Source organism: Streptomyces sp. NPDC007088, assembly GCF_042869355.1.
Taxonomy (GTDB): Bacteria; Actinomycetota; Actinomycetes; order Streptomycetales; family Streptomycetaceae; genus Streptomyces.
The window spans coordinates 49050-61212 of record NZ_JBIAFO010000014.1 but is presented as its reverse complement, the minus strand read 5'-3'; the positions used below and the strand labels follow the sequence as shown (position 1 = coordinate 61212).

General features: G+C 73.3%; 9 protein-coding genes. 6 read left to right on the top strand and 3 right to left on the bottom strand.

The annotated features are described in order from the left end of the window. The first annotated feature begins 62 nt into the window (after positions 1-62). The 4 genes from ACFYMP_RS22220 to ACFYMP_RS22205 all read left to right on the top strand — a co-directional run bounded on the left by ACFYMP_RS22220 (position 63) and on the right by ACFYMP_RS22205 (position 5053). On the top strand, positions 63-1112 hold the full coding sequence (locus ACFYMP_RS22220) for a cytochrome P450 (RefSeq protein ID WP_388860312.1): 1050 nt from the start codon (positions 63-65) through the stop codon (positions 1110-1112). 530 nt (positions 1113-1642) lie between these two features. After that, a complete protein-coding gene (locus tag ACFYMP_RS22215) occupies positions 1643-2644 on the top strand; it encodes a TIGR03842 family LLM class F420-dependent oxidoreductase (RefSeq protein WP_388860309.1) in 1002 nt (333 codons plus the stop codon). A 120-nt stretch (positions 2645-2764) separates the two neighbouring features. After that, complete coding sequence (locus tag ACFYMP_RS22210; RefSeq protein ID WP_388860305.1) at positions 2765-4324, top strand: NCS1 family nucleobase:cation symporter-1; 1560 nt, start codon at positions 2765-2767, stop codon at positions 4322-4324. 45 nt (positions 4325-4369) lie between these two features. Then, positions 4370-5053 (top strand): DUF4232 domain-containing protein, encoded by a 684-nt coding sequence (locus tag ACFYMP_RS22205; RefSeq protein ID WP_388860302.1) that lies wholly within the window; start codon positions 4370-4372, stop codon positions 5051-5053. 164 nt (positions 5054-5217) lie between these two features. Here the strand turns inward: ACFYMP_RS22205 and ACFYMP_RS22200 are convergent, their stop codons facing one another. The 3 genes from ACFYMP_RS22200 to ACFYMP_RS22190 all read right to left on the bottom strand — a co-directional run bounded on the left by ACFYMP_RS22200 (position 5218) and on the right by ACFYMP_RS22190 (position 8293). Next, positions 5218-5715, bottom strand: a complete 498-nt coding sequence (locus ACFYMP_RS22200; RefSeq protein WP_388860299.1) for a cupin domain-containing protein — start codon at positions 5713-5715, stop codon at positions 5218-5220. Positions 5716-5777: 62 nt separating this feature from the next. Then, entirely contained in the window at positions 5778-7244 is a 1467-nt protein-coding gene (locus tag ACFYMP_RS22195) for a cytochrome P450 (protein WP_388860296.1), read from the bottom strand. Further along, on the bottom strand, positions 7241-8293 hold the full coding sequence (locus tag ACFYMP_RS22190) for a type III polyketide synthase (RefSeq protein ID WP_388860293.1): 1053 nt from the start codon (positions 8291-8293) through the stop codon (positions 7241-7243). Before ACFYMP_RS22190 ends, ACFYMP_RS22195 begins: the two co-directional genes overlap by 4 nt. Positions 8294-8759: 466 nt before the next feature. Between ACFYMP_RS22190 and ACFYMP_RS22185 the strand changes: the two genes are divergently transcribed. Further along, on the top strand, positions 8760-9641 hold the full coding sequence (locus ACFYMP_RS22185) for an HAD family hydrolase (protein ID WP_388860290.1): 882 nt from the start codon (positions 8760-8762) through the stop codon (positions 9639-9641). Beyond that, positions 9634-12033 carry a glycoside hydrolase family 65 protein gene (locus ACFYMP_RS22180; RefSeq protein ID WP_388860287.1) on the top strand — a complete coding sequence of 800 codons (2400 nt, stop codon included), beginning with the start codon at positions 9634-9636 and terminating at the stop codon, positions 12031-12033. The genes ACFYMP_RS22185 and ACFYMP_RS22180 overlap by 8 nt, the downstream gene beginning before the upstream one ends. The last annotated feature ends 130 nt before the right edge of the window (positions 12034-12163 follow it).

Below are 12163 nucleotides of genomic sequence, written 5' to 3'. Positions count from 1 at the left end.
GGCGCCCCACGGCGCCGGCCCGCCGTACCGCTACCGCATTCTTCGGGCCCTGGGAGGCGCTGATGAGCACGACCGGTACGGAGCGGCCGACCCGGGAAACCGTGTTCGCCCCGCGCATTGAGGATTTGCTCCGGAATTACCGAGGAGCCGGGGTATTCCGGCTGGACGAGTCGACGGTGGGGGTCGCCGACGCGTCGCTCATGGACGCGATTCTCTCCGCCCGGCCCGCCAACCAATTCGAACGGCCGACCTTCAAACCTCTGCGGGGCAGAAGTATCGGCCGGCCCGAGGCGTCCGCCGTGATGCGGGCGGTCGGACAGGACGTGCGAGCGGCACTCGCCACCTCCCTGGACACCCCCGTGCGCCTCACCGGGGAGTGGCCCCAGGTGGGCCACCGCTACCTGCGTGACCTCGTCTTCGGCCCCGATCCCCACCGGCTCCGCGTCCTCGTGGACCGCAGGCTGGAACTCACCCCCAAACTGACCTGGGCGGTCATCGCCGCCGGGGCCGCCCGGCCGGTGGCGCCCGCCGCGGGGCACCTTCCCCTGTCCGGACTCGCGGGTCTCGTCACCTCGGCCGAGGGCTACGCGGCGCGACGGCACGCCATGGGCCTCTACCGGCGGGCCGCCGCCCCCGTGTGCTTCACCGTCTCCGCGCTCGTCACGAACGCGCTGTGGCTCGGTGCCCCGTTCGACGAAGGGACACCGGACACGCACATCCTGCTGGAGAGCCTGCGGCTGCTGCCGCCCTCCTGGAACCTGCTGCGGGTCGCGAGCCCGGAGTTCACCGCCCTGGACGGCCGCATCCGGACCTCGGACGACGTGCTCATGCTGCCGCTGCTCAGCCACCGCTCCCCGGCCCACTGGGACGATCCGGAGGCGTTCCGCCCCGAGCGATGGGAGAGCGCCGACCCGGACGACCACCCCGGCTACCTCCCGTTCGGCCACGCCGGGGAGCGCTGCTGGGGCCGGCACATGGTCATGCCCCTCGCCGAACGGCTGCTCGGTCTCCTGCGCCGCGACCGGCTGCGGGTCCACCCCGGCCAGCTCACCGCGAAGGTCCCGCTCGCCGGGCTCCTGGGGGTCACCGGCGTGAGCGTCACCCGCGGCTGACCGGCGGCCCACCCGCCGGTCAGCGGGCGCGGCGGGGAGGCCGGGACCGGCCGGGCGGGGCGCGGTAACGGGTGCGCGGACGACTCCTTCCCGGGCGCCGGATCGGCGTGCGGAGGCGGCTTCACGGACGTTCGCCGGCCCCGGGCGCCGGGTTGCGGCCGTCCTCTTCCCAAGGCGCGGAAACCGGTCCACGATTGACCCTTCGCGACTCGCCTCCGGGCGTCGTCGTTCGAGGTTCGGCACGGCCCCGTGTGGAAGGATCTCCGGGAGCGACGTCGCCCAGGGCGGTGCTTTTGGAGTGTACGGACGCACGGGCCCCGGCCGCGTCGGGACCGTCCGCCCCCCGGGCGCACGGTGCCCGGCGAGCGGAAGTGCTTGCGTACCGGAGGAGGAGGTGCCCGCGCGGCCCGCAGGGGACGCGCGCGCACTCCGTACGAAGGCACGTGCGGCACGCCGCGCCGGTCAGGTTCTCGGCAGGTCCCGGGTCACCTCCCGTACCCGGCCAGACGCAGTGCAAGGAGTGAAGCCGCATGGACTTCGGACTCGTCCTCCAGACCGACCCGCCCGCCTCCACCGTCGTCTCCCTCATGCGGCGCGCGGAGCAGCAGGGCTTCACCCACGGCTGGACCTTCGACTCGGCGGTTTTGTGGCAGGAACCCTTCGTCGTCCACAGCCAGATCCTCGAACACACCGAACGGCTCGTCGTCGGCACGATGGTCACCAACCCCTCCACCCGTACCTGGGAGGTGACCGCCTCGACCTTCGCCACCCTCAACGACATGTTCGGCAACCGCACCGTCTGCGGAATCGGCCGCGGCGACTCGGCGATGCGGGTCGCCGGCCGCGCGCCGAACACCCTCGCCCGGCTCGGCGAGGCCGTCGAGGTCATCCGCGATCTCGCCGAGGGCCGGCAGGCCCGTGTCGGGGACACCGACCTGCGGCTGCCCTGGGTCAAGAACGGGAAGCTGCCCGTCTGGACGGCCGCCTACGGGCCCAAGGCCCTCGCCCTCACAGGGCAGCGCGCCGACGGGTTCATCCTCCAGCTCGCCGACCCCTACCTCACGGCGACCATGGTCGAGGCGGTGCGCACCGCCGCCTCCGACGCGGGCCGTGACCCCGCGTCCGTCACCATCTGCGTGGCCGCCCCCGCCTACGTCGGCGCGGACCTCGCGCACGCCCGCGCGCAGTGCCGCTGGTTCGGGGGGATGGTCGGCAACCACGTCGCCGACCTCGTCGCCCGCTACGGCAGCGACACCTCACAGGTGCCGGCCGAGCTGACCGCGTACATCGCCGCTCGCGAGGGCTACGACTACAGCCACCACGGCCGCGCCGGCAACGCCTCGGCCGACTTCGTGCCGGACGACATCGTCGACCGCTTCTGCGTCCTGGGCCCCGTCGAGGCGCACATCGAGAAACTGCGGGAACTGCGTGCCCTCGGCGTCGACCAGTTCGCCCTGTACGCGATGCACGACGCCCGCGAGGCGGTCATCGACACCTACGGGAAGGAGATCATCCCCGTCCTGAACGGCTGAGCCCCTCCCCGGGGCCCCCGCCGCTCCCACCGCGGCGCGGCCCCACGTCCCCGCACCCGCATGGCACATGAGCACGGCACCCGCGTCTGTCCCCGCCCGCCGCTCCCCGAAGGGCCTGCCATGAGCGAACTCACCGACACCGCCGGGTCGCCGGCGAAGAGCGTGCCGCCGGACCGGACCCAGTCCGTCGCCGCCGACGGCCGCGTCGAGCTGCTGCCCGGTGCCTTCCCCGCCGACTCCCCCTACGCCAACGAGGACCTGCGCCCCATACCGGTGGCCGACCGGCACTGGGGCACCTACAACTTCACCGCGCTGTGGATCGGGATGGCGCACAACATCCCGTCCTGGACGCTCGCCTCGGGGCTCGTCGCGCTCGGCATGGACTGGCTCCAGGCGGTCCTCACGATCGCCCTGGCCAACGTCGTCGTCCTGCTGCCGATGCTGCTGACCGGTCACGCCGGGCCCAAGTACGGCATTCCCTTCCCGGTGCTGGCCCGCGCCTCCTTCGGTCTGCGCGGGGCCAACCTGCCGGCGCTCGTCCGGGCCGCCGTGGCCTGCGGCTGGTTCGGCATCCAGACCTGGATCGGCGGGCAGGGAGTCTTCGTCCTGCTGAACAAGCTGTCCGGCGGCTCCTGGACCGGCGCCGGACAGGTCGGCGGCTACCCGTGGCCGCTGTGGCTGTGCTTCGGGTTGTTCTGGGTACTCCAACTCCTCATCATCCACCGGGGAATGGAAACCCTCAGACGCTTCGAGAACTGGGCCGGCCCCTTCGTCTTCATCGGTGCCCTCGCGCTGCTCGGCTGGATGGCCAACGAGGCCGGCGGCTTCGGCCCGCTGCTCGACCAGCCCTCACAGCTGGGCTGGGGTGGCGACTTCTGGCCCGTGTTCTTCCCCGCTCTCATGGGCATGATCGGCTTCTGGTCCACCCTGTCCCTGAACATCCCCGACTTCACCCGATTCGGGAAGGGACAGCGCGCCCAGGTCTGGGGCCAGTCGCTGGGCCTGCCCACCACCATGACGGCCTTCGCGCTGCTCTCGGTGCTCGTCACCTCCGGCTCCCAGGCGGTCTACGGGGAGCCCGTCTGGGAACCCGTCGAACTCGCCGCCAAGGCCGACAACGCCGTGGGGCTGCTCTTCGCCCTCGTCACCGTGCTCGTCGCCACGGTCTCCGCCAACCTCGCCGCCAACGTCGTCTCTCCGGCCTACGACCTCTCCAACCTCCTGCCGCGCCTCATCACCTTCCGTACCGGAGCGCTCATCACCGGAGTGGTGGGCGTGCTGATCTTCCCGTGGAAGCTCATCGCCACCCCGGAGCTGTACATCTTCACCTGGCTCGGAGTGGTGGGCGGCCTGCTCGGCACCGTCGCGGGCATCCTCATCGCCGACTACTGGATCATGCGCCGCACCTCCCTGCATCTGGTCGAGCTGTACCGCAAGGAGGGCCGCTACTGGTACCGCGGCGGCTGGAACCCGGCGGCGGTCGCGGCCTTCGTACTGGGCGGACTGCTCGCGGTCGGCGGCTCCCACTCCGCGCCCGGCAAGGGGCCGTTCCCCCGGGACGGGCTGATCCCCTTCCTCCAGCCCCTCGCCGACTACGGCTGGGCGGTCGGCTTCGCCACCTCCCTGCTCCTCTACGTCCTGCTCACTCGCGCCGGCGTGGGCAAGTCCCGCGTGCTGTAGGGGCACTGGGCGGGCCCGGGGGCGCGGTGTGGCATGATCACGGCCATGTCCCCCGCGCCGCGCCGCCGGCCCCTGACGCCGATCGCCGCCCTCGCGGCAGCCGCGCTGTGCCTGAGCGGGTGCACCACCTGGAAGAACCTGGACGACGCGGCGGCGCCGGCGACGCCCGTACCCACCTCCTCGCCCCACGGCCTCCGGCCCGGCCCCGGCGGCGGGTCCGGGACGAGCCCCTCGGCCCCGGCCTGTCCGTCCTCCGGGGTGCGGATCACGGCGGACCGGGGCGATGCCGCGATGGGGCTGCGGGTCATGTCGGTGTGGATCACCAACTGCGGTCTCGAACGGTTCCGGGTCGGCGGATACCCCGAGCTGCGGCTGCTCGGTGAGGACGGCGCGGACACGGGCGTGGGCGTCCTGCACGGCACCGACACGATCAGCTCCGGGCTGTCCCCCGACGAGCCGCGCGGTGAGGTCACCCTGCGCCGCGGCGAGCGGGCCAGAACCATCCTGGCCTGGCGCAACACCGTCACCACCGGGCACCCGGCCCCCGGGGTGTTCCTGGAGGTGGAGCCGGGCGCGGGACTGCCCGCCCAACGGGTGCGGGCCGAGGTCCCGTTGGACGTCGGCACCGCCGCCGTGGTCGGCACCAGCCGCTGGACCAAGGGCACCGCGCCGGGGGCCGGCACGAGCGTGCCGGAGGACGACCTGCGGAGCGCGCCGCCCGCCACCTGATCCGCCCGTGCCCGGTCCGCTCACCACCTGATGCGCCCGTGCCCGGTCCGGCCCCTGATCGGCCCCGCCTGTTCCACCTCGCTGACGCCGGCTGCGGGGCGGCGCGGCGGACCGTGCCGGGGCGACCCGGTCCGCCGCCGTCGCCGCCCGGCCGCGATCGTGCCTCACGGAGGCGTGGCCTTCCCGCCGCCCGGCGTCGGCGGCAGGGCAACTCCCGGTCTCAGCGGCGTCAACTGCTCGATGCCGTACCGCTCGCGCAGTTCCTCCACGTCTTGGGGGCGAGGCGGGCCCGTCCCGGTGAGCAGCTCCGTCAGCTCCTCGAAGTAGCGCTCGTGTGCGGGTGGGGGAGCGGCCTGGAACAGCATCCGGGCCGGAGCCCGCCCCGCGTTGGCGAACCCGTGCGGGCAGCCGGGCGGGACGTGCAGCAGGGCGCCGGGCCCGCCGCGCAGCACCCGGTCGCCGGACGCCGAACGCCAGTGGCGCCAGTCCCCGGAGGTGCGCGCCTCGGGCTCGAAGGCGAACAGGTCGACCTCGCCCTCCAGGACGTAGAAGAACTCCTCGCTCCGCCGGTGCACATGGGCGCCCACGTCGAAGCCCACCGGGACCACGACCTCGAACAGCGACCCCACCGCGCTGCGCTCACCGGTGACCTTGAACGTCATGTGCTGAGCCGGCCCCTCCAGCCGCCGTCCGCCCCCCGGTGGCAGCGCAAGCCCGTGCCCCGTCACCAGGCCACCGGCAGGGCCACCGGGCCCCGGATCAGCTCGCCCCGGCGCCACCGCACCTTTGACGGCTCCACCGCCAGACGCAACCGGGGGAAGCGTTCCAGCACCGCCCGCACCAGCACCCTCAGCTCCAGCCGGGCGAGCGCCGCCCCCACGCAGTAGTGCGGGCCGTGACCGAAGGCGAGGTGCGGGTTCGGGGCGCGGTCGAGATCGATCTCGTCCGGCCGTGCGAAGACCTCGGGATCCCGGTTGGCCGCGAGGTACGAGGAGTGCACCGGTTCGCCGGCCCGGACCCTGACCCCGCCGACGTTCACGTCCTCGACGGCGATACGCGCCATCCCCACCGCGTTGCGGTGCGGCATCCACCGCAGCAGCTCCTCGACCGCCCTGGGGACGAGTCCGGGGTCCTCGCGCAGCCGCCCGGCCAGCTCGGGCCGGGTCAGCAGGACGTACATCAGCGTCGAGGAGTTCAGCCTCACCGCGTTCATCCCGCTGATCTGCATGAGCACCGCGAAGGCGATCGCCTCCTCCCGGCTGATGCCGCCCGCCTCCTCGGCGCCGAGCAGCTGGCTCAGCAGGTCCTCCCCGGGTGCGCGCTCGCGCCGGGCCGCCAGCCGCGCGAAGTACTCCTCGATCTCCGTCTTGGCGCGTTCGCTGGTCTCCCTTCCCTGCCGGGAGGAGATGATCAGGCCCGTCCACCGGGCCATCCGGGGCCAGTCCTCCTCCGGGATGCCCATCAGCTCACTGATACCGGCGAGCGCGAAGGGGGTCGTGACGTGCTCCATGAGGTCCGCGGGCGGCCCCGCGCAGGCCAGCGCGTCGAGCATGGAGTCGATCAGCTCCTGAGCGCGCGGCTCCAGCCGGTCGACGCGGCGCGCGGTGAACGCGGCGGCGGCCGAGCGGCGCAGCCGCGAGTGCTCGGGGGGATCGGCGAAGCCCACGGCGTCCCGCAGGGGAATGGCGTGCGGGGCCAGCCGCGTGACCGAACGGCCGAGCAGCGCGGTCCGGCTGAAGCGCGGATCGCTCGTCACGCGGGTCACGTCCGCGTAGCGCCCCGCGAGCCACGCCGGTTCCTCTCCGTACGGCAGCCTCACCTTCTGCATCCCCGGACAGGTGAGAGAGGCCGCGATCACCGGGTCGGTCTCCAGTCCGTCCAGGTGTTCCACCCTCCAGTCCACCACCTCCTCCTCGGACACGGTCCGCGAACCGGACGTCCGGGCCCCGGACACGGTCCGCGTCTCGGTGACCGTCTCCGGCGCGGAGCCGGCCCCGGGGCGCGCCCCGGCCGAGGCGTCCGCGCCGGAGAGGCCGGAGAAGGGGCAGGAGGGCGGGGCGTCCGCGGAGGGCGGCGTACGCGGGGTCTCCGGCAGCCCGGGGGCGGGCACCCCTCGGGGCGGTACCTCCCGCCCCGAGGCCGCGCCGTACTCGCGGTTCGCGTCCCCTCCGGTGTTCTCATGCCTGTTCATGCCGCCTCCGTCCAGGTGCCGAGTGACATCTCGGCGGTGATTCCGGGGCCGAAGCCCGCGAGCAGTCCTTTGTCGGTGTGGGCCGCCGACCCTTCCTCGAAGAGCCGGCCCAGGGCGTCCAGGACGACGGCGCTGGCGATGTTCCCGTACTCCGTGAGCGTCGCCCTGCTGTGCCGGAACGCCTCCGAGGGCACGCCGAGGAAACGGCTCAGATCGTCGAGGATGCGGGGGCCACCCGCGTGGACGATGTAGAAGTCCAGGTCGGACGCGGTCCAGCCGTGCCGGTCGGTGAGCGCGCGGAGCACCGGGGCGAGCGGTTCCATCGTGCCGGGGACCCGGCGGTCCAGCTGGAAGTGGAACCCGGTCGAGCGCACCGCGTAGGAGATCCAGTCCTCGGTGTGCGGGATGACGTAGGAGCCGTTGCGTTCCAGGCGCATACCCCGGCCGCCCTCACCCCGGACCACGACCGCCGCGAGGGCGTCCCCGAACAGGCCGTTGGACAGCAGGGAGCCGACTCCGACGTCCGTGGGCTGGTAGCACAGCGAGCAGAACTCGCAGGAGACCACCAGCGCGTTGGCCTGCGGATAGGCCGTGCAGAAGTCGTGCGCGCGGTTGACGGCCGCACCCCCGCCCGCGCACCCCAGCTGGGCGATGGGTAACTGGCGGGTGTCCGGCCTCATCCTCAGGGCGTTGATCATCCACGCCGTGAGCGAGGGCATCCCGAAGCCGGTGCAGGAGACGAAGATCAGCAGGTCCACCTGATCCGGGTCCAGCTCCGCGTGGGCCAGGGCCCGGCGCACCACACCGGGCAGCCGGGACTGGGCCTCACGGACGAACAGGGCGTTGCGCTCCTCGAAGCCCGGATGTCGCAGCACCTGGCGCAAGGGCTGGATGAGATGACGCTTGCGGACTCCGGTATTGGTGATCAGGCGCTGCACGAGGCGGAGTTCGGCATGGTCTCGGTATAGGTCGGCGGCGAGCGCCAGGGTCTCCTCCATGGTGACGACGTACTCGGGCACCTCGGTCACCGGTTCGCACAACACGGCCATGACACTCCCCCTGTTCGGACACGTGATCACCTGGCGGACACGTGGACCTGTGGACGCGCGGACGCGCAGACGGCAGGGAGTCTGAACCAGGGAAGATCCCTCGGTGACTCCTCTGTGTAGTTAACCGACTACACAGAGCATCCGTCGAGTCCCCCTTTCGGGTGACCCTCAACCCGCGCTGGCGTGTCCGCTGGCGCCCGGCGCGGGGAAGCCTCACCGGGGCGGGAGGTGATGCGTCCCGCTCACCCCGCCACCGCGAACCGGCCCCCCGCGGACGCCGCCCCGTACCCCGCCCGGGGCCGCTCGCGCTGCGCCCCCCCGCGCCTGCCGTTAGCGTGACGAGCAGTGCGACGCGCGACGAAAGCCCAGCTCCGAGCCGGAAGGACGCTTCGATGACCACGGCCCCCACCCCCGGCTCCCGCTCCGCCGTCCCCGGGCGGCGGAGCCGTCCCCCGAGGCGCGAGCGGTGACCGCCCGGGAGGTGCCGGCCGCGCTGCTCCAGGACATCGAGGCCGTGGTCTTCGACACGGACGGGGTCCTCACCGACTCCGCCCGGGTCCACGCCGAGGCGTGGAAGGAGGCGTTCGACGTCACGCTGCGCGAGCACCCGCCCGCCGATCCCGCCCTCGCCCGCCCTTTCGACGTCTCCACCGACTATCCCGCGCACGTCGACGGCAAGTCCCGCCTCGACGGCGCCGCCGCGTTCCTGCGCTCGCGCGAGGTGCCGATCCCCGAGGGGCGGGCGGGCGAGCCCGCGGGAACGGACTCGGTGGCCGCCGTCGCCACGCTCAAGGACGGCCTGTTCACGCGCCGGCTGCGGGAGGGCGGCATCCAGCCCTTCCCCGGTTCCGTACGGCTCCTCGAAGCGCTGAAAGAGGCGGGGGTGCCGATGGCCGCGGCCTCCGCCTCGCACCACGCGCACGACATCCTGGACCGCGCCGGGCTGCTCCCGTACTTCACGACCCTGGTCGACGGGGGCGAGAGCGCGCGGCTCGGGCTGCCGGGGAAGCCGGACCCCGCGCTGTTCCTGGAGGCCGCCCGCCGGCTCGGCGCAGAGCCGGCGAACGCGGCCGTCGTCGAGGACGCGCAGGCCGGGGTCGAGGCAGGCCGGCGCGGGGGCTTCGGGCTGGTCGTCGGCGTGGACCGGATCGCGGGACCCGGCAGCGCGCGGGCGCTGCGCCGGCACGGGGCCGACGTGGTCGTCGCCGATCTCGCGGACCTCCTGCGCGCGCCCGGCCCTCCGGCCGCACCGGGCCCGGCCGAGGCCGTCGCCACCGAAGCGGTCGTCACCGAACCCGGAGAGCCGAAGGCGCGGCAGAGCCCGGAGACAGGGGACGGACATGGCTGACTGGACCTGGGCGTACGAGGGCTACGACCCCGCCGACGAGACGCTGCGCGAGTCCCTGTGCAGCCTCGGCAACGGGTACTTCGCCACCCGCGGCGCCGCCCCCGAGTGCGCCGACGACACGGTGCACTACCCGGGCACCTACGTGGCCGGCCTCTACAACCGGCTCTCCTCCGACATCGCCGGGCAGACCGTGCGCAACGAGGACATGGTCAACCTGCCCAACTGGCTGCCGCTGCGCTTCCGGCTGCACCACTCCGAAGGACTCGGGCCCGGCGACTGGTTCACCCCGGACGGTCCCTCGCTCGTCTCCTACCGGCAGCAACTGGACCTGCGGGCCGGCGTCTTCGAGCGCGCCCTGTGCTACCAGGACGCGGAGGGCCGTCGGCTGCGCGTGCGCCAGTCCCGGCTCGTGCACATGGACGACCCGCATCTCGCAGCCCTGCGCACCGAGTTCACGGCGGAGGACTTCGAGGGGGACCTCGACGTGGAGTCCGCCCTGGACGCCGGGGTCACCAACAACGGGGTGGCCCGCTACCGGCAGCTCAACGGACAGCACCTCACCGCGGTCCGCAGCGGCAGCCCCGAGGCGGGCACCGTGTGGGTCAGCGCGCGCACCACCACCTCTGCGGTCGGAATCGCCCTCGCCGCCCGCACCACCTGCGCGGGCGAGGCCCGCGCCGAGGCGGTCACCGAGGACACCTCGCGCCCCGCGACCCGGCTCACCGTGCGGCTGGGGCGCGACACCCCCGTCACCGTCGACAAGGTGGTCGCGCTGCACACCTCGCGCGACGCCGCGATCAGCGAACCGCTCGACGCGGTCCTCGACCGGGCGGCGAACGCGCCCGGTTTCGAGGAGTTGCTCATCACCCACCGGCTGGCCTGGCAGCGGCTGTGGCACCGGGCCTGTCTGGAGGTGCCGGGGGAAGCCGGGCACATCCTGCGCTTCCACCAGTTCCATCTGCTCCAGACCCTCTCCCCGCACACCGCCGACCTCGACGCCGGGGTACCCGCGCGCGGCCTCAACGGGGAGGCGTACCGGGGGCACGTGTTCTGGGACGAGCTGTTCGTCCTGCCCTACCTCAACCTGCACCTGCCCGAGGTGTCCAAAGGGCTGCTGCGCTACCGTCACCGCCGGCTCGACCGGGCCTGCCGCCTGGCGCGCGAGGCGGGGTACGAGGGCGCGATGTACCCGTGGCAGAGCGGCAGCGACGGCCGCGAGGAGACCCAGGAGCTCCACCTCAACCCCAGCTCCGGTCGATGGCTGCCGGACCACTCCCGGCTCCAGCAGCACATCGGCTCGGCCGTCGCGTACAACGTGTGGAGCTACGCCCGCGCCACCGGGGACGCCCGCTTCATGGAGAACGAGGGTGCGGAGACGCTGCTCCAGATCTCCCGTTTCTGGGCCGGCCGCGCGCAGTGGGACCAGGGCCTCGGCCGCTACCGGATCAAAGGAGTGGTCGGTCCCGACGAGTACCACGACGCGTACCCGGACGCCCCACGACCGGGGCTCGACGACAACGCCTACACCAATGTGACCGCCGCCTGGGTCCTTCAGCGCACCCTGGAGGTGCTGGAGGACCTGCCGCTTCCGCGCAGGCGGGAACTGGCCGAGCACACCGGCCTCGACGCCTCGGAACTCGCGCACTGGGACGACGTCTCGCGCCGGCTGCACATCCCCTTCCACCAGGGCGTCATCAGCCAGTTCGCCGGGTACGGGGAGCTGAGCGAACTCGACTGGGTCGGCTACCGCGCCCGGTACGGGGACATCCGCCGGCTCGACCGCGTACTGGAGGCCGAGGGCGACAGCGTCAACCGCTACCAGGCTTCCAAACAGGCCGATGTGCTGATGCTCGGCTACCTCTTCCCGCCACGCGAACTGCGCTCCCTCTTCGCGCGGTTGGGGCACACGCTCGACGAGGACACGTGGAGACGCACCGTCGACTACTACGTGGCCCGCACGAGTCACGGCTCCACCCTCAGCGGACTCGTGCACGCCTGGGTGCTGGCCCGGGTGCGTCCCACCCAGGCGTGGAGTTTCTTCCAGGAGGCGCTGCGCGGGGACGTAGCCGACCTCCAGGGCGGCACCACGGGGGAGGGCATCCACCTCGGCGCGATGGCCGGGACCCTCGACCTCGTACAGCGCTGCCTGACGGGTCTGCGGGTGGGCGCCGACGCCGCGCTCAGCCTCGATCCGGTGCCGCAACCCGAGTTGTCCGGCTACGAGTTCGCCATCCACTACCTTCAGCACTGGGGTATCCGTTTCCGGATGCGCGCGGGCGGGCTCGACATCTCGGTGCCGGAATCCGACCGTGGCCCCGTGGACATCCGCCTGGTCGACCGTTCGGTGACCCTGCGCCCCGGTGACTCCTTCCACCTGACCCTGCCGGACTGACCCGGACCCCCACCGGCCCCGGGGGGGGGGGGGGGGGGGCCCCCGCGGGGGGGGGCGCGCGGGGGGGGCGGCGGGCCGGGGGCGGCCGGGGGGGGGCGGGGGGGCGCCGCCGCCCCCCCCCCGCCCCGGG

Coding starts and splice junctions, on each gene's coding strand:
- ACFYMP_RS22190 (WP_388860293.1), bottom strand. CDS start 8,293: ATGGCCGTGTTGTGCGAACCGGTGACCGAGGTGCCCGAGTACGTCGTC.
- ACFYMP_RS22195 (WP_388860296.1), bottom strand. CDS start 7,244: ATGAACAGGCATGAGAACACCGGAGGGGACGCGAACCGCGAGTACGGC.
- ACFYMP_RS22215 (WP_388860309.1), top strand. CDS start 1,643: ATGGACTTCGGACTCGTCCTCCAGACCGACCCGCCCGCCTCCACCGTC.
- ACFYMP_RS22210 (WP_388860305.1), top strand. CDS start 2,765: ATGAGCGAACTCACCGACACCGCCGGGTCGCCGGCGAAGAGCGTGCCG.
- ACFYMP_RS22200 (WP_388860299.1), bottom strand. CDS start 5,715: ATGACGTTCAAGGTCACCGGTGAGCGCAGCGCGGTGGGGTCGCTGTTC.
- ACFYMP_RS22220 (WP_388860312.1), top strand. CDS start 63: ATGAGCACGACCGGTACGGAGCGGCCGACCCGGGAAACCGTGTTCGCC.
- ACFYMP_RS22180 (WP_388860287.1), top strand. CDS start 9,634: ATGGCTGACTGGACCTGGGCGTACGAGGGCTACGACCCCGCCGACGAG.
- ACFYMP_RS22205 (WP_388860302.1), top strand. CDS start 4,370: ATGTCCCCCGCGCCGCGCCGCCGGCCCCTGACGCCGATCGCCGCCCTC.